16 protein-coding genes are annotated in these 16,126 nt (G+C 69.5%); 12 read left to right on the plus strand and 4 right to left on the minus strand.

The genetic code is table 11. The features are described from left to right. Nucleotides 1–22 precede the first annotated feature (22 nt). Nucleotides 23–649 carry a LysE family transporter gene (locus WDC82_RS04715; protein ID WP_340116101.1) on the plus strand — a complete coding sequence of 209 codons (627 nt, stop codon included), beginning with the start codon at nt 23–25 and terminating at the stop codon, nt 647–649. 156 nt (nt 650–805) lie between these two features. On the opposite strand, the gene pgk is transcribed toward WDC82_RS04715, so the two are convergent. The 4 genes from pgk to WDC82_RS04735 form a co-directional block, all read right to left on the minus strand. Beyond that, nucleotides 806–2,005 carry a phosphoglycerate kinase gene (gene pgk, locus WDC82_RS04720; RefSeq protein WP_340116102.1) on the minus strand — a complete coding sequence of 400 codons (1,200 nt, stop codon included), beginning with the start codon at nt 2,003–2,005 and terminating at the stop codon, nt 806–808. 394 nt (nt 2,006–2,399) lie between these two features. Next, complete coding sequence (locus tag WDC82_RS04725; protein ID WP_340116103.1) at nt 2,400–2,792, minus strand: GFA family protein; 393 nt, start codon at nt 2,790–2,792, stop codon at nt 2,400–2,402. Between the two features lie 127 nt (nt 2,793–2,919). Next, nucleotides 2,920–3,666 (minus strand): tellurite resistance TerB family protein, encoded by a 747-nt coding sequence (locus WDC82_RS04730; RefSeq protein ID WP_340116104.1) that lies wholly within the window; start codon nt 3,664–3,666, stop codon nt 2,920–2,922. A 78-nt stretch (nt 3,667–3,744) separates the two neighbouring features. Next, nucleotides 3,745–4,926: an NAD(P)/FAD-dependent oxidoreductase gene (locus WDC82_RS04735; RefSeq protein WP_340116105.1), complete on the minus strand. Its 1,182-nt coding sequence runs from the start codon at nt 4,924–4,926 to the stop codon at nt 3,745–3,747. A gap of 86 nt (nt 4,927–5,012) precedes the next feature. Between WDC82_RS04735 and WDC82_RS04740 the strand changes: the two genes are divergently transcribed. From WDC82_RS04740 to WDC82_RS04790, 11 genes are all read left to right on the plus strand, one after another. After that, a complete protein-coding gene (locus WDC82_RS04740) occupies nt 5,013–5,405 on the plus strand; it encodes a hypothetical protein (protein WP_340116106.1) in 393 nt (130 codons plus the stop codon). A gap of 110 nt (nt 5,406–5,515) precedes the next feature. Then, entirely contained in the window at nt 5,516–6,355 is an 840-nt protein-coding gene (locus WDC82_RS04745) for a sulfurtransferase/chromate resistance protein (RefSeq protein ID WP_340116107.1), read from the plus strand. Then, nucleotides 6,348–7,760: a chromate efflux transporter gene (gene chrA, locus WDC82_RS04750; protein WP_340116108.1), complete on the plus strand. Its 1,413-nt coding sequence runs from the start codon at nt 6,348–6,350 to the stop codon at nt 7,758–7,760. Before WDC82_RS04745 ends, chrA begins: the two co-directional genes overlap by 8 nt. 93 nt (nt 7,761–7,853) lie before the next feature. After that, a complete protein-coding gene (locus WDC82_RS04755) occupies nt 7,854–9,176 on the plus strand; it encodes a tetratricopeptide repeat protein (protein ID WP_340116109.1) in 1,323 nt (440 codons plus the stop codon). A 17-nt stretch (nt 9,177–9,193) separates the two neighbouring features. After that, nucleotides 9,194–9,667, plus strand: a complete 474-nt coding sequence (locus WDC82_RS04760; RefSeq protein ID WP_340116110.1) for an OsmC family protein — start codon at nt 9,194–9,196, stop codon at nt 9,665–9,667. A gap of 174 nt (nt 9,668–9,841) precedes the next feature. Then, nucleotides 9,842–11,002, plus strand: coding sequence for an MlaE family lipid ABC transporter permease subunit (locus WDC82_RS04765; RefSeq protein ID WP_340116111.1), 1,161 nt, complete (start codon nt 9,842–9,844; stop codon nt 11,000–11,002). A gap of 2 nt (nt 11,003–11,004) precedes the next feature. After that, nucleotides 11,005–11,898 (plus strand): ABC transporter ATP-binding protein, encoded by an 894-nt coding sequence (locus WDC82_RS04770; protein WP_340116112.1) that lies wholly within the window; start codon nt 11,005–11,007, stop codon nt 11,896–11,898. 9 nt (nt 11,899–11,907) lie between these two features. Beyond that, nucleotides 11,908–12,957: an MlaD family protein gene (locus WDC82_RS04775; RefSeq protein WP_340116113.1), complete on the plus strand. Its 1,050-nt coding sequence runs from the start codon at nt 11,908–11,910 to the stop codon at nt 12,955–12,957. A 21-nt stretch (nt 12,958–12,978) separates the two neighbouring features. After that, nucleotides 12,979–13,668 carry an ABC-type transport auxiliary lipoprotein family protein gene (locus WDC82_RS04780; RefSeq protein WP_340116114.1) on the plus strand — a complete coding sequence of 230 codons (690 nt, stop codon included), beginning with the start codon at nt 12,979–12,981 and terminating at the stop codon, nt 13,666–13,668. A gap of 152 nt (nt 13,669–13,820) precedes the next feature. Beyond that, a complete protein-coding gene (locus tag WDC82_RS04785; RefSeq protein ID WP_340116115.1) occupies nt 13,821–15,281 on the plus strand; it encodes a hypothetical protein in 1,461 nt (486 codons plus the stop codon). A 126-nt stretch (nt 15,282–15,407) separates the two neighbouring features. Further along, entirely contained in the window at nt 15,408–16,121 is a 714-nt protein-coding gene (locus tag WDC82_RS04790; protein ID WP_340116116.1) for a 2-phosphosulfolactate phosphatase, read from the plus strand. Nucleotides 16,122–16,126 lie beyond the last annotated feature (5 nt).

The following is a 16,126-nucleotide window of genomic DNA, read 5'->3' on the forward strand; positions in this document are numbered from 1 at the left end:
GGGGAGAGGAAAGGAAAAAGTGATGATCGCTGACGTGAACCTGCCGCTCATCCTGCTGGCCGCGCTGATCGCCACGGCCAGCCCCGGCCCGGCGACGCTGGCCATCGCCGGCACCTCGATGGCCTCGGGCCGGCCCTACGGACTGGCGCTGGCCTCGGGCATCACCACGGGCTCGCTCACCTGGTCGATCGGCGCGGCAGCCGGCCTCAGCGTCATCATGCTGGCCAATGCCTGGGTGTTCGAGGCGATGCGCTACCTCGGTGCCGCCTACCTGCTGTTCCTGGCGGTCAAGTCGGCCCGTTCGGCCTTGCGCCGGGAAGTTCCCGTCGCCACGAAGGTCGCGGCGCCTTCCCTCGGGTCGGCCTACCGCCGCGGCCTGCTGCTGCATCTCACCAATCCGAAGGCGATCCTGTTCTTCGGCTCGCTCTATGCCGTCGGCGTGCCGGCAGGCACGTCAGCCGCGACGCTGGCGCTCGTCATCGCCGCCATCGGCCTGCAGAGCTTCGTGCTGTTTCACGCCTACGCGCTGCTGTTCTCCAGCCCGCCGATGGCCGCCGGCTACGCCAGGCTGCGCCGCTGGTTCGAGGCGGTCTTCGCCATCGCCTTCGCCGCCGCGGGAATCAAGATCCTGACGGCGCGGCTGGGGTGAGAACCCTCTCCCCCTCGTGGGAGAGGGAGGGGCCCGCGAAGCGGGAGGGTGAGGGGGCGTCGCGCCGCCGTTCACCCCTCACCCAGCTACGCCTAGCCTCGTTTCACTCGCCAAGGCTTCGCATCCCTCTCCCGCAAGGGGAGAGGAAGAAGAAAATCACGCAGCGTCCTCGAGGGCCTTCACGCCGGGTAGGGTCTTGCCTTCCAGCCATTCCAGGAAGGCGCCGCCGGCCGTCGACACATAGGAGAAGTCGTCGATGACGCCGGCATGGGCGAGCGCGGCCACGGTGTCGCCGCCGCCGGCCACGGTCAGCAGCTTGCCGTCTTTCGTCAGCTTCGCCGCCGCTTGCGCCACGCTGTTGGTCGCCTTGTCGAAAGGCGGAATCTCGAAGGCCCCCAAAGGCCCGTTCCACACCAGGGTCGCGCAGTCGGTGAGACGCTTGGCGAGGTGCTCGGCGGTCGCCGGGCCGCAGTCGAGGATCATCTTGTCGGAGGGCACCGCCTTCACCGAGACGACGTCGCTGGGCGCACCGGCCTTGAACTCGGCCGCCACCACCGCGTCGGTCGGCAACACCACGTCGCAGCCGGCGGCCTTGGCCTTGGCGAGAATCTCCTTCGCGGTGTCCGCCAGGTCGTGCTCGCAGAGCGACTTGCCGACGTCGACGCCGACGGCGTTGAGGAAAGTGTTGGCCATGCCGCCGCCGATCACCAGCATGTCGACCTTGGCGACGAGGTTGCCCAGCAGGTCCAGCTTGGTGGAGATCTTGGCGCCACCGACGATCGCCGCCACCGGGCGTTTCGGCTTTTCCAGCGCCGCGGTGAGATGCTCCAGTTCGGCCTGCATGAGGCGCCCGGCCGCCGCCGGAAGCAGGCGCGCGATGCCTTCCGTCGAGGCGTGCGCGCGGTGCGCCGCCGAGAAGGCGTCGCTCACGTAGGCGTCGCCCAGCGCCGCCAGGGCCTTCACGAAGGCGACGTCGTTGGCTTCCTCGCCGGCGTGGAAGCGCAGGTTCTCCAGCAGCGCGACGCCGCCGGCTTTGAGGCCTTTGGCGACCGTTTCCGCCTTGGCACCAATGCAGTCCTCGGCAAAGGCGACGTCATGGCCCAGCACCTTTTCGATCGCCGGCACCAGCGGCTTCAGCGACATCTCCGGGTTCGGCTTGCCCTTGGGCCGGCCGAAGTGGGAGAGCAGCAGCACCTTGGCGCCCTTGGCCGTCAGGTCCTGGATGGTCGGCGCCGCGCGCTCGATGCGCGTCGCGTCGCTCACCTTGCCGCCGGACATCGGCACGTTGAAGTCGACGCGCACCAGCACGGTCTTGCCGGCGACGTCGAGGTCGTCGAGGGTCTTGAACTTCGGCATAGGGGGCCTCGCTGAAATTGGCTGGACGGCGCGCCTTCAAGCGGCGGCTCTTGGTCTGTCGAGCGGGCCGGAGTGTCGCGGAAAGCCCGGCAGACGGCAAGAGTTCAGGCGGTGTCCATTCTGCGGCCTGTGGTCGCAAGCCCGGGCGGCGCGCCTCAATGCCTGGGCACTCATGCCGCCAATCCAGCGGGCTGCTGAAAAAGGGCGCCCGATCTGTGGCCCATCCTTCGAGACGCCGCCTTGCGGCGGCTCCTCAGGATGAGGCTTCGAGACGCCGCCTTGCGGCGGCTCCTCAGGATGATGGTGGAGTATGAAATGATTGACCTCATGCTAAGGAGCCTGCGCAGCAGGCGTCTCGAAGCACGCGGTCAATCAGGCCGTTGGGAGCAGCCTGCTAGGACTCCGTGCGGCCTTTGGCGGTGCGGTCGCGCTCGTAGCGCTTGGCGACGTCGAAAGGCGGCAGCCAGGCCTCGCGGCGGATCGTCCAGCTCTCGTAGGTGGGCGTAAGCTGGTCGGGGAAGTCGAGGCAGCCGGCGTGCAATTCGAACTCGTCGTCCCAGCGGTCAAACAGTGGTGAGCCGCAGGTCGGGCAGAAGGACCGGGTTTTGAATTCGCGCGTCTCGCCGGTAACCGTCACCGCATCCAGGGGGAAGACGGCGAAGCTGTGGAACAGCGCGCCCTGGCGCTTGCGGCAATCCAGGCAATGGCAAATTCCGACACGATAGGGCGCGGCGGTGATCTCGATCCGCACCGCTCCGCACAGGCATCCGCCGGTGTAGGGGGGCATGGCTGACCTCCAGCGTGGTGGCTGACGGAAACTAGCGGGGGAGCGGGCGCGCTGCAACACACCCCTCCCGCCCGTGTACCCACCGGATGAACACCGGCCGGCAGATGAGCGGACCAGGCAGGCGGGCCTAGGCCAGGGCGGCTTGCACCTGACCCTCGAGGTGCTGAACCAACGCGCCGGGCAGCGCCAGGCGGCTGGCCAGCGCTTCCAGATAGGCCTGTTCCATCGGATGGTCGGGGTCGATGGCGATGCGCGAGGCGAGGTAGAGTTCCGCCGCCTGCTCCTGGCCCTGTGCGAGGTTGGCGATGTCCTGCAGGCTGGGCGGCTTGGCGAGCGCGTCGAAGACGAAGCCCTTGTCCTCGGCATCGAGGGGCAGCTGGCCGACGCGATCGAAGATCGCCTTCTGCTCGTCGGGGCCGATGTGGCCGTCGGCGTTGGCCGCGGCGATCATCGCCAGCACCAGCGCCAGCTCGAAGGGCCGCCCGTCGCTGGCCGGCGCGTTTGCCGGCAGGAACTTGGAGTCCGCCGGGGGCGGCGCGCTGGGCAGCGCGGCCGGTGCCGGCTGGGCACCCGAAGCAGTCACCTGTTGGGGTCCCTGCTTGCCGGCCTGCCAGTTCTGATAGGCCTTGTAGGCGAGCGCGCCGAGCACCGCGGCGCCGCCGTAGCCGACGGCACCGCCGGCCAGCTTGCCGACGGACTTGCGCGCCTTCTTGTTCCCGAGCAGCAGCCCGAGCACGCCACCGGCCGCGAGGCCGCCGGCGACCCCGCCCATACCGCTGTTGTTCAGCTTGCCGCGGGCCTGATCCATCAAGCCGCCGGCCGAGCGGGCCGCGTCCGGCCCGAGGAACTGCTCAAGAAGACTCTGGGGGTTCATCCGCTGCCTGCCTCTCTGTTCTTGCATTCGAGAGGTGAGATAGGAACGCGCGGCGGCGATGGCAATCGATTGCGGCGCTCAGACCGCCTGCCCTGCCGCGTGGCCGGAGGACCAGGCCCACTGAAAGTTGTAGCCGCCGAGCCAGCCGGTGACGTCGAGGCATTCGCCGATGAAGAAGAGGCCGGGGACCGTCTTCGCCTCGAAGGTCTTGGAGGAAATCTCGTCGGTGTCGACGCCGCCGGCGGTCACCTCCGCCGTGCGATAGCCCTCGGTGCCGCCGGGTTTCAGGCGCCAGCGGTTCACCAGGTCGGCAAGCCCCCGCAGCTTTTTGTCGGAGAGATCGGCGAGGCGACCGGCCAGGCCCGCTTCCTCGCAGAGCATCACGGCCAGGCGTCGCGGCAGCAGATCCGCCAGCCAGTTGTGCAGTTCCAGCTTCGGCTTCTCGGCGCGTGCCTTGCGCAGGTCTTCGAAGGCGTCGCGGCCCGGCAGCAGATCGATGACGATCTCGTCGCCCGGATGCCAGTAGGAGGAGATCTGCAGAATCGCGGGGCCGCTGAGGCCGCGGTGGGTGAACAGCAGCGCCTCGCGGAACTTCGTCTTGCCGCAGGAGACCACCGCCTCGGCGGAAACGCCGCTCAAGGGTTTCAGCTTCTCCAGTACCAGCGGGTCGAAGGTAAAGGGCACCAGCGCGGGCCTGGGCGGCACCACCTTCAAGCCGAACTGCCGCGCGAGATCGTAGGCGAAGCCGGTGGCGCCCATCTTGGGGATCGAGGGGCCGCCGGTCGCCACCACCAGGGACACACCGTCGTAAGCGCCGCGATCGGTCGTCAGGTGAAAGCGGTCGCCGCGCCTTTCCACCGCGGTGGTCGCGACCGCCGTCTCGATCGTCACCCCCGCCGCCGCGCAGTCGCGCAGCAGCAGGTCGATGATCTGCTGGGAGGAGCCGTCGCAGAACAGCTGGCCCAGCGTCTTTTCGTGCCAGGCAATGCCCGCCGCCTCGACGCGGGCGAGGAAATCCCGCTGCGTGAAGCGCTTCAGCGCCGAGACGCAGAAGCGCGGATTGTTCGAGAGAAAGTTCGCCGGGCCTGTGTGGAGGTTGGTGAAGTTGCAGCGCCCGCCACCGGAGATGCGGATCTTCTCCGCCGCTTTCTTCGACTTTTCGATCACCAGGACCGAGCGGCCGCGCTTGCCGGCCTCGGCCGCCGCCATGAGGCCGGCGGCCCCGGCACCGAGAACGATGACATCGACGCTGCGCGACATGGAACTCCCAAACCCGGAACCAGAATCCTTGCCTCTCTCTCGCAGCTTTGCCACAGAAGGGAAAGCGCGAAGGAGCAGCCCCACCCATGACCGACCCGACTGCCGAGGACTCGAGGCTGATCGAGGCCCTGCGCCGCGAACTCATCGCCTGCGCCGCGGCCGGCGAGACCGTGACCTACCAGGATCTCGCCCGCCGCCTGCCCATGCCGGGTCCGCACGCCATCCACCGCCTGACGATCCTGCTGGAAGATGTGGTGCGCGAGGACCACGCCGCCGGCCGGCCCCTGCTGGCGGCCCTCGCCGTCAGCCGCGCCCAGAGGGGCGCCGACGGGCGCGGGGTTCCGGGCCGCGGCTTCTTTCAGCTGCTGAGCGAACTCGGCCGCTATCACGGCCCCGACCGGGGTCCGGAGGCCGCGGCCCACCATGCCGAGGAACTGCGCGCGGCGCTCGACCACTGGGGCCGCGCAGCGTCACCTTGACAACGCCCCGCATTGAGCGTCGAATCGCGGGGTTCGGGGACCCGCGATCTCCCCGTCAGGCAGCGTGCCCAAGCATCGCGTTCTCATCCTGTCTTGGGAGGAACGCATCCATGCCTGACCGAACGACACTTTCACCAAAAGACCTGCTGGACCGTATCGGCACAGCCGACTGCCCCGTCATCGTCGATACCCGCACCGACGAGGACTTCAGTGCCGACCCGCGCCTGATCCCCGCCGCGGTGCGCAGACCCGGTCTGCGTGCGGCCGAATGGGCCCAGGACTACGCCGACAGCAACGTCATTGTGTACTGCGACCGTGGCCTGAAGATCAGTCAGGGCGCGATCGCCTGGCTGCGCCATGCGGGCGCCCAAGCGGCCAGCCTGGAGGGCGGCTTCCAGGCCTGGAAGGCCGCCGGCCTGCCGCTGGTGCCGCAGGCAAAGCTGCCGCCACGCGATGCCGATGGACGCACCCTGTGGGTCACCCGCGCGCGCCCGAAGATCGACCGCATCGCCTGTCCCTGGCTGATCCGCCGCTTCGTCGACCCCCGCGCCGTCTTCCTGTTCGTCGAGGCCTCGCAGGCCACGGCAGTGGCGGAGCGCTTCGGCGCCACGCCCTTCGACATCGAAGGCGTGTTCTGGAGCCACCGCGGCGAGCGCTGCACCTTCGATACCATGGTCGCGGAGTTCGGCCTCGGCACCGACGCCCTGCAGCGCCTCGCCACTATCGTGCGTGGCGCAGATACCGCGCGGCCCGACCTGGCCCCCGAGGCGGCAGGGCTGCTCGCCGCGTCACTCGGACTATCGCGGATGTTCGCGGACGACCTGGCGCAGCTGGAGGCCGGCATGGTGCTCTACGACGCCTTCTACCTCTGGACCCGCGACGCCGCGACCGAGACCCACAACTGGCCGGCCGCCAGGCCGGAGCCCACCCCGGAGTCCGCCTATGTCTGAAATCGCGACTCTGGACTCTCGCCCCCTGGGCGCCGACGGCCGCCCCTGGCCCGGGTTCGCCGAAGCCGTGGCGGTGTGGACGCGCATCGCCCTGCTGAGCTTCGGCGGCCCGGCGGGACAGATCGCCGTCATGCACCGCATCCTGGTCGAGGAGAAACGCTGGCTCGGTGAGGCGCGCTTCCTGCACGCGCTGAACTTCTGCATGCTGCTGCCGGGGCCGGAGGCCCAGCAGCTGGCCGTCTACATCGGCTGGCTGCTGCACCGCACCGCCGGCGGGCTGATCGCCGGCCTGCTGTTCGTGCTGCCGGGAATGGCCGCCATCATGGTCCTCAGCATCATCTATGCGCTGTTCGGCGACGTCGGCTTCGTCGCCGCGCTGTTCTTCGGGCTGAAGGCGGCGGTGCTCGCCATCGTGCTGCAGGCCGTCGTGCGTATCGGCAAGCGCGCCCTGAAGAACACGGCGATGGTGGCGCTGGCGGCGGCCTCCTTCATCGCCATCTTCTGTTTCGCCGCGCCCTTCCCCGCCATCATTCTGGCGGCCGGCGCCATCGGCTTCTTCGGCGCCCGCAGCGGGCACAGGGTCTTCGCCGGCAACGGCGGCCATGGCGCGTCCAGCGCGCGCGGCGTGGACGATGCCGACACCCTGCTGGGCACCGGGGTGCCGGACCACGCCCGGCCCGGGCGCGGGCATTCGCTGAAGCTGGCAACGGTGCTGCTGGCCCTGTGGCTGGGGCCGACCGCCCTGTTGCTGGCGCTGCTCGGCCCGGACAACGTGTTCAGCGACATCGCCGTGTTTTTCAGCCAGATGGCGGTGGTGACCTTCGGCGGCGCCTATGCGGTGCTGGCCTATGTCGCCCAGGCGGCCGTCGGCTCCTACGGCTGGCTGGCGCCGGGCGAGATGCTGGACGGCCTCGGCATGGCCGAGACCACGCCCGGTCCGCTCATCATGGTGACCCAGTTCGTCGGCTTCATGGGCGCCTTCCGCGACCCCGGCGGCCTTGCACCGCTGACCGCCGGGGTACTCGGCGGGCTGCTGACCACCTGGGTGACCTTCGCACCCTGCTTCCTGTGGATCTTCCTCGGCGCGCCCTATATCGAGCGGCTGCGCGGCAACCGCGCGCTGTCTGGGGCGCTCACCGCCATCACCGCCGCGGTGGTCGGCGTGATCCTCAACCTCGCCATCTGGTTCGCCCTCCATGTGGTGTTCCGCGAGGTGGGCGTCTTTGAAGGCTTCGGACTGCGCGTGGCCGTGCCCGATCCCGCCTCGATCGATTGGGCGGCGGCGGCCCTGGCCGCGGCGGCGCTGATCGCCGTGTTCCGCTACAGGCTGGCGACCGGCCCTCTGCTGGGCGGCGCGGCGCTGCTGGGCCTGGCCTTGCACGCGGCCGAACTGGTAGTGCCCTGAGGCAGTCTCTCCTGGTCTTTGCCCCTCGATGTTTTGCGTGCGCTCATCGTTCCGGCTATCTTGGCGCCGCCGCGCGAGCCGGGAGACGAGACGATGCAGCACGATATCCGGGGCCTGGCGCAGACGGCGGCCAGGGCCGAAGCCCAGCGGGCCTTCGATGCCACGGTGGAAGCCTACCTGGGCTTCCAGCTGGCGACCGGCGACCGCCTGAAGGAGACCCTGGCGCTCGATCCGGCGATGCCGCTGGCGCACGCGCTGAAGGGCTGCTTTCTGCTGCTGTTCGCCAAGCGCGATCTCGCCGCACGCGCCGCAAAGGCGCTGGCCGACGCGCAGGCCGCCGGCGCCGAGGCGGGGCTGGTTCCGCGCGAGGCGCAGCACCTGAGCGCCCTGGAGGCCTGGCTGTCGGGCGACATGGCGGCGGCGGCCGACTGCTACGACGCCATCCTGCTGGATCATCCGCATGACATCGTGGCGCTGAAGCTGGCGCAGTACCTGCACTTCTATCTGGGCGACGCCGCGGCGATGCGCGGCTCGGTCGCGCGGCCCTTCCATGCCTGGAGCGAGGCCGTGCCGGGTTACGGCTACGTGCTGGGCCTCAAGGCCTTCGCCCTGGAAGAGACGGGCGACTATGCCGCCGCCGAGGCCACCGGGCGCGCGGCGGTGGAACGCAATCCCAGCGACATCTGGGCCGCCCACGCCGTCGCCCACGTGATGGAGATGCAGGACCGCCCGGGCGAGGGCGCGCCCTGGATCGACGGCCTGGAAGAGCACTGGGCCGGCTGCAACAACTTCGCCTACCACGTCTACTGGCACCGCTGCCTGTTCCTGCTGGAGCAGGGCCGCAGCGACGCGGTGCTGGCGCACTACGACACCAAGGTGCGCGGCGATCTCTCCGAAGAGTATCTGGATATCAGCAACGCCGTCGCCCTGCTGTGGCGCCTGGAGCAGCGCGGGATCGACGTCGGCGGGCGCTGGGCCGAGCTGGCCGAGAAATCGGCGCGCCTGGCCGAGGACCACATGCTGGTCTTCGCCGACGCCCACTTCCTGATGGCTTCGGCCGCCGCCGGGCGCCCGGGCGAGGCGGAGCGCCTGCTGGAAAGCCTGGAGCGCTTCGCAACCGGATACGGCACCGAGGCCGATGTCGCCCACGAAGTCGGCCTGCCGCTGTGCCGGGCGGTGCTGGCCCACCGGCGCGCACGCTACGGCGAGGCGGTCGACGCCCTGCTGCCGCACCGCGCCGCGCTGAACCGCATCGGCGGCAGTCGCGCCCAGCGCGACCTCTTCGAGCAGCTGTTGATCGACGCGGCGGTGAAGGGCGGCAAGCCGGCGCTGGCGCGCGCCCTGCTGTCCGAGCGTGCCGACGTCAGGCGCGACAACGCCTGGAATCGGCAGATGGCGGCACGCATAGACGACTAATAAGGGAGACCCGCACCATGCCGCGCGGCAAGGAACATCACTACGAAGCCCACGTCACCTGGACCGGCGTCGCGGGCGGCAGCACCAAAACCTACCAGGGATACTCGCGCGAATACCGCGCCGAATTCCCCGGCAAGCCGCCGGTCACCGGTTCGGCCGATCCCGCCTTCCGCGGCGACCCCAAGCTGCACAACCCGGAGGACATGCTGGTGCTGTCCCTGTCGGCCTGCCACATGCTGTCCTACCTGGCACTCGCCGCGCTGGAAGGCCTGGAGGTCGTCGCCTACGAAGATGACGCCGGCGGCACCATGCAGCAGGAGGGCAAGGGCGGGCGCTTCACCGAGGTGGTGCTGCGCCCCAGGGTGACGCTTGCCGCCGGCAGCGATGTGGCGCGCGGCGAGGCGCTGCACGAAGAGGCGCACCGGACTTGCTTCATTGCCAACTCGGTGAACTTCCCGGTGCGCCACGAGGCGGAGGTGCGCTGCGCCTGAGCGGGGCTCCGGCGGCCGGCAAATCCGTGGTAGGTATCAATGCGAGGCGACAAAGCGGCCCCTTAGTCTATGATGGGGCAGCCGTGAGGTTATGGCCTTAGGCTCTGAAAAGTCTGGGAAAATGGCGACGAAGGGGATTGCCGGCATGCCGGAGCGGTACCGGCGGAGACGAGCGTGAGCGCCGCCGAGGATCTCGGCCTGGGCGCCGGCGCGGCGTCGACCTTGCAGCTGCGGCGTGAGGGCGCCGTGCTGCGCCTCGGATTCGCCGGCGCCTGGACGACCCAGGAGCTGGCGCGCCACGACCCGGTACTGCGCAAGCTTGACCTGGACGGTGCGCGCGAGGCCGTCGTCGACCTGACCGCCTGCAGCGCGCTGGACAGCGCCGGCGCCTGGGTGCTGGACCGCACCCTTGACGACCTGAAGCAGCGCGGCGCCACCGTCACCCTGGTCGGCAGCACGCCCGCCATCGAGACCCTGCTGGGCACCATCGCAAGGCAGCACTGCGAGCTTCCGCCGGCGCCGCCGCCCGACAACCCGCTGATCGCCGTCGCGCTGAGGATCGGCCGGGAGACGGTGCGCATCGGCAAGGAGGCCGCCGACCTGCTGTCCTTCCTGGGCCTGACGGTGACGGTGCTCCTGCGCACCCTGCTGCGGCCGTGGCGCATCCGATTGGTGCCGCTGATCGCCCACATGGAGCAGACGGGCCTGAACGCCCTGCCCATCGTCGGCCTGATCTCCTTCCTGGTCGGTATCGTGCTGGCCTACCAGGGCGCCGACCAACTGGCCCGCTTCGGCGCGCAGATCTTCACGGTGGACCTGGTCGCCGTCGGCGTGCTGCGCGAGATGGGCATCCTGTTGACCGCGATCATCGTCGCCGGACGTTCCGGCTCCTCCTTCACCGCTCAGATCGGCACCATGAAGGTGAACGAGGAGATCGACGCCATGCAGACCCTGGGGCTCGATCCCATGGAAGTGCTGGTGATGCCGCGGGTCTTCGCGCTGGTGCTGGTGCTGCCGCTGCTGACCTTCTACGCCGACCTCATGGGCCTGCTGGGCGGCGCGGTGATGGCGACCATCGTGCTCGACATCTCGTTCTTCCAGTTCGCCCGCCAGCTGAGCGACGCGGTCACCCTGTGGACCTTCTGGATCGGCATCATCAAGGCGCCGCTGTTCGCCTTCATCATCGGCATGATCGGCTGCTACGAGGGCCTGCAGGTATCGCGCAGCGCCGAGTCCGTCGGCCGTCAGACGACGCGCGCGGTGGTCGAATCGATCTTCCTGGTCATCGTGCTCGACGCCATGCTGTCGATCTTCTTCTCGGTCATCGGGGTCTGAGCATGAGCGAGGCGGCGACCCTCTCCAACGGCGGCGGCCAGATCGGGTCGGGACGCATCCGGCGCGGCGAGGAGATCCTTTCGGTCACCGGCCTGAGAACGCAGTTCGGACCGACGGTCATTCACGACAACCTGGATTTCTCGGTACGCGCCGGCGAGGTGATGGGCGTGGTCGGCGGCTCGGGCACAGGCAAGTCGGTGCTGATCCGCACCATCATCGGACTCAACAAGGCGCGCGCCGGCCGCATCGTCGTCTTCGGCCAGGACCTGGCGGCCCTCGGCGATGCCGCGATGCGCGACCTGCAGGCGCGCTGGGGCGTGCTGTTCCAGGACGGCGCCCTGTTCTCCTCGCTGACCGTGGCGCAGAACATCGAGGTGCCGATGAAGGAGCACAGCGACCTGCCGCCGGCGCTGCGCCACGAGCTGATCGAGGTGAAGCTCGCCATGGTCGGCCTACCGCCCGACGCGGCGCACAAGTTTCCGGCCGAGCTGTCCGGCGGCATGCGCAAGCGCGCCGGCCTGGCCCGCGCGCTGGCGCTGGATGCCGACATCCTGTTCCTCGACGAGCCGACGGCGGGTCTCGACCCCATCGGCGCGGCCAACTTCGACTCTCTGATCGGCGACCTGCAGCGCGCCCTGGGATTGACCGTGGTCATGGTCACCCACGACCTCGACTCGCTCTACGCCATCTGCGACCGTGTCTCCGTGCTGGTGAACAAACGTGTTAAGGTGGGCACCATCGACGAACTGATGCGCGAGCCCGATCCTTGGATCCAGGAATACTTCGGCGGCCCCCGCGGGCGCGCCGCCGCCGGCAGCGCCCAGCGCAGCGCGCAAGAAGACCACCGCGCGGCCCGGCACAACCAATCGCAAGCGACGCCGCAAGAAGGGGCCTGAGAAGTCGTCATGGAGACACGCGCCAACTACATCATGGTCGGCTTCTTCGTCCTGCTGCTGGCCTTCGGCCTGCTCGGCTTCGTGCTGTGGCTCGCCAAGTTCCAGTTCGAAGAGGAATTCGAGCGCTACGACATCGTCTTCGAGAGCACGGTAACGGGCCTGCGCGAGGGCAGCGCCGTGCGCTACAGCGGCGTGCGCGTCGGCGAGGTGATCTCCGTCGACCTGGACGAGGACCGGCCGACCGCCATCCGCGTGACCATCGAGGTGCAGAAGCGCACGCCGGTGCGCGCCGACAGCATCGCGACGCTGGAGCTGGAAGGTCTGACCGGCGGGCGCTACGTGCAGCTGTCCGGCGGTTCGCCCTCGGCCCCGCCGCTGGAGCCGCCGCCGGGGCGCAAGCTGGCGGAGATCCGGCCCGGGCACTCCTCTTTCGAGCAGGTGCTGGAAGACGCACCGGAGATCCTGGAGAACGTCAACATCCTGCTGCTGCGCGCCCAGGCGCTGCTCAGCGACCGCAACCTGCAGAACGTCGAGAACCTGGTGGGCAACCTGACCGAAATCACCGCCGCCTTCGCCGAGAACCGCGGCAGCATCGAGAAGCTGATCGGCGACGCGGCGCTGACCATGGAGAACCTGCGCGACGCGACCGGCAGCCTGGAGACCATGGCGGGCTCACTGCAGACCAATGTCGAGACGCTGACCGAGCGCGCCGACAGTACCCTGAGCAGCTTCGAGGATATGGCCGGCAGCATCGACCGCGAGGTGACCCTGACCAGCACGGACGCGCGCAAGCTGATCGCCAGCCTGCAGACCACCGCCGGCCACCTGAACGGCGCCACGACGCAGCTGGAAGCGATGATTTCCGAAAACCGCGAGCCGATCCGCGACTTCACCAACACCGGCCTCTACGAGCTGAGCAACCTCTTGACCGAGGCGCGCGAGCTGATCGTGGTGCTGAACCGCGTCACCACGGAGGTGCAGCGCGACCCCGCCCGCTTTATCTTCGGCGACCAGCAGCAAGGCTATGAAGCGGAGCCAGGCTACGGTGGTCAACAGTAAGCTTATGGAGCCGATATCCCGATGACCCAAGCAACGCCCTCCAGCAATCTGCTCGACGCCCGGCTCGGCCGGCGGCGCCTGCTGCGCGCGGTCGCCGCCCTGCCGGTGGTGGCACTGGCGCCGGGCTGCAGCCTGCCGGTGCCGGGCCAGGGACCACCGCCGGAGCTGTTCCGCCTGACGCCCAAGAGCTCCTTCGAGGACGACCTGCCGACGGTCGACTGGCAGCTGGTGCTGGAGCCGCCGGTGGCCGATGCCGGCCTCAACACCACGCGCATCGCGCTGCAGCGCAGCCCGACGCAGATCGAGTACTACGCGCGTTCCGGCTGGGCCGACCGTGCGCCGCTGATGATTCAGACCCTCATGGTGGAATCCTTCGAGAATTCGCAGAAGATCGTCTCCATCGGCCGCGAGTCGATCGGCCTGCGCGCTGACTTCATCCTGAAAACGGAGCTGCGCGAATTGCAGGCGATCTATTACAACGGGGGCGCGCCGGAGACCTGGGTCAGCATCAACGCCAAGCTGGTGCAGATGCCGCGCCGTGCCATTGTCGCCTCGCAGTCCTTCGACGGACGCGTTACGGCCGCCGCCGACAGCCTGCCGCAGATCATCGAGGCCTTCGACGAGGCGGCCGGCAAGGTGCTGCGCCGTCTCGTGGAATGGACCCTGATCGAGGGAGAGCGTGCCTACCGCGCCGAGAGGCGCGGTTCCTGAGGCCAAAACCCGGGAAAAAGCGCACTCCGCCGCCGTTCCGAGGGCGCGCCGCGGACCTTAACAGCCGTGGTAAACAAATTCTTGCCATTAGGAAAAAGCTTACCTTTTCCTGGCAGGCTGCAGGGGTCAGCAGTTAAGAGGCCCCCCAGGAAATGACCGAAATCAACGACCTGCGTGAACGTGTTGAGGCCGCCGAGAAGCGCTTCGGCCTGATGGACGAGCAGCAGCGCCACTACAGCCAGCGCGTGATCGGCCTGATCGAAACGATCGAGGCGCAGCTCGCCGCGGCGCGCGACGAAATCGAAAAGCAGATCGACGACAACCAGCGCCTGCGTGAGGAGCTTGCGGCGGCGCGCGGCGAGATCGAAAAGCGGACCGCCGAGAACGAGCGCCTGACGCAGGAGAACGAGCGCCTGGCGCAAGAGAACGAAGAGCTGCGCAGCATGCTGCACTCGATGCTGCGCGCCATCGAAGAGAAGACCTTCACCGAAACCCTGCAGAACCTGGAATCGCGCGTCAGTGCGCTGGTAGCCGGGGCCGCCGGCGCCGCCGCTGCCGCGGACGCCGAAGCCGTCGGGGCGACGGAAGACGACGCGGCGGACGATGACGCCCTCGCCGCCACCCTGGATGCCGTGGTCGAGCCCGAGACGGATGACACCCCGGCCGAAGCGGCGGCGCTGATCGTCGAGGCCGAAGCAGAACCGGAAGCCGAGGGCGAGACCGAGGGCGAAGGCGAGACCGGGGCCGAGGCCGCCGCTGACGAAGCCGCCGATGAAGCCTTCGATGCCACCGCCGACGGCGACGGCGAGGTGGACGAGATCGCCGGCGACGAGATCCCCGGCGACGAGATGGCCAGCGACGAGACGCCCGTGGAAGCGATGGCGGACGACGCGATGGCGGCGGACGACGCCGCCGAGGCCATCGGCGACGCCGGGGCCGAAGCCGAGGGCGACGCGCCGGAGCTGGCCGCCGCCGACAGCGAGATGACCGATGACGAGATGGCCGGTGACGAGATGGCCGGTGACGAGACGGCCGGTGACGAGATGACCGGCGACGAGACGACCGGCGAAGGCGGCGACGAGCCGGCGATGGCCGAAGAGGTGGCCGAAGAGGCGGCCGACGAGCTGGGCATGGATGAGACCGATATGGACGACTCCGCGGCCGAGACTGAGGCGGAGCCGTCCGTGATGGAATCCCCCGAGGCCGAGACGGCCGACGAGACGGGATCCGAGACGGCCGACGATGGCGTCGATGGGATCCTCGCCGCCATGGCGGAGCTGAACGCCGCCGACGAGGCCTTCGTCGAGACGGTCGCCGAAGGCGCCGAAACCATGCCGGAAGAGCCGGAGATGGCCGAGCCGGAGATGGCCGAGCCCGAGATGGCCGGGCCCGAAGCCGCGGCCGAAGACCATGCCGCCGCGGAGGAAGAAGCCGCCGCGGAAGCGCCGGCCGATACGGCACCGACGGTGAAGGAGATCATCCGCCGCGTCGGCGACCTGGCGCGCGAACTGGAGCGGGCCGAAGCGGCGCGCCGCACCTCGCTGGACCGGGCGGACAGCGGCGGCGAGCCTCCTGCGGAAGCCCCCCCGCTGGGTCACGCCGCCAACGGCTGACGGCGCCCTTTCATCTCACGTATCGAAGCGGCCCTTTACGGGCCGCTTCTTTTTTGGGGCGACAGCGCCGGTCCATCCGCGTTAAGACCCCGGTCCTTCCCCATCACCGTCCAGCGGGAGGCCGTCATGAATGGGCCGGAGATCGATTTCGCCTGGGGCGGCGCCGGATTGACCGCGCTGCACGAGCGCTGCGACGCCTTCGTCATTGTCGACGCACTCTGCTTCAGCACCTCGGTCGACGTCGCCGTGGCGCGCGGCGCCGAGGTGCTGCCCTTTCCCCTCGGCAAGTACGGCGCGGACGAGGCGGCGCGGCAGGGTGCCGCGGTGCTGGCAAGGCCGCGCCGGGACGCCGCCGGCGGGCCCAGCCTGTCGCCCGCCTCGCTCACCGCCCTGGCGCCCGGCACCCGCCTGCTGCTGCCCTCGCCCAATGGTTCGGCGCTCTCGGCCATGCTGCGCGACCGGCGCGGCTTCGCCGGCTGCCTGCGCAACGCCACCGCCGTCGCCGCCGCCGTGCAGCAGGCCGGTGAGAAGATCGCCGTCATCGCAGCCGGGGAACACTGGCCCGGCGGCAGCCTGCGTCCGGCGATCGAGGACCTGCTGGGCGCCGGCGCCATCCTGGCCCGCCTGGAGGGCAGCTTGAGCGCCGAGGCGCGGGCCGCCCGGGCGGCCTACCGGGAGATGAAGGACGAGCTGCCCGCGACTTTCCGCGCCAGCCTGTCTGGCCAGGAGCTGATCGAGGCCGGTTTTCCCGACGACGTGGAGATCGCCGCGCAGGAGGACGTCAGCGCCGCGGTGCCCGCGCTGCAGGACGGCCGCTACCGCGACCTGGCACGGCGCTAGGCCGT

Source organism: Pelagibius sp. 7325 (genome assembly GCF_037652055.1).
Taxonomy (GTDB): Bacteria; Pseudomonadota; Alphaproteobacteria; order Kiloniellales; family Kiloniellaceae; genus Pelagibius.

Coding starts and splice junctions, on each gene's coding strand:
- WDC82_RS04745 (WP_340116107.1), top strand. CDS start 5,516: ATGCCTGACCGAACGACACTTTCACCAAAAGACCTGCTGGACCGTATC.
- WDC82_RS04770 (WP_340116112.1), top strand. CDS start 11,005: ATGAGCGAGGCGGCGACCCTCTCCAACGGCGGCGGCCAGATCGGGTCG.
- chrA (WP_340116108.1), top strand. CDS start 6,348: ATGTCTGAAATCGCGACTCTGGACTCTCGCCCCCTGGGCGCCGACGGC.
- pgk (WP_340116102.1), bottom strand. CDS start 2,005: ATGCCGAAGTTCAAGACCCTCGACGACCTCGACGTCGCCGGCAAGACC.
- WDC82_RS04715 (WP_340116101.1), top strand. CDS start 23: ATGATCGCTGACGTGAACCTGCCGCTCATCCTGCTGGCCGCGCTGATC.
- WDC82_RS04775 (WP_340116113.1), top strand. CDS start 11,908: ATGGAGACACGCGCCAACTACATCATGGTCGGCTTCTTCGTCCTGCTG.
- WDC82_RS04760 (WP_340116110.1), top strand. CDS start 9,194: ATGCCGCGCGGCAAGGAACATCACTACGAAGCCCACGTCACCTGGACC.
- WDC82_RS04755 (WP_340116109.1), top strand. CDS start 7,854: ATGCAGCACGATATCCGGGGCCTGGCGCAGACGGCGGCCAGGGCCGAA.
- WDC82_RS04780 (WP_340116114.1), top strand. CDS start 12,979: ATGACCCAAGCAACGCCCTCCAGCAATCTGCTCGACGCCCGGCTCGGC.
- WDC82_RS04785 (WP_340116115.1), top strand. CDS start 13,821: ATGACCGAAATCAACGACCTGCGTGAACGTGTTGAGGCCGCCGAGAAG.
- WDC82_RS04725 (WP_340116103.1), bottom strand. CDS start 2,792: ATGCCCCCCTACACCGGCGGATGCCTGTGCGGAGCGGTGCGGATCGAG.
- WDC82_RS04790 (WP_340116116.1), top strand. CDS start 15,408: ATGAATGGGCCGGAGATCGATTTCGCCTGGGGCGGCGCCGGATTGACC.
- WDC82_RS04735 (WP_340116105.1), bottom strand. CDS start 4,926: ATGTCGCGCAGCGTCGATGTCATCGTTCTCGGTGCCGGGGCCGCCGGC.
- WDC82_RS04740 (WP_340116106.1), top strand. CDS start 5,013: ATGACCGACCCGACTGCCGAGGACTCGAGGCTGATCGAGGCCCTGCGC.
- WDC82_RS04730 (WP_340116104.1), bottom strand. CDS start 3,666: ATGAACCCCCAGAGTCTTCTTGAGCAGTTCCTCGGGCCGGACGCGGCC.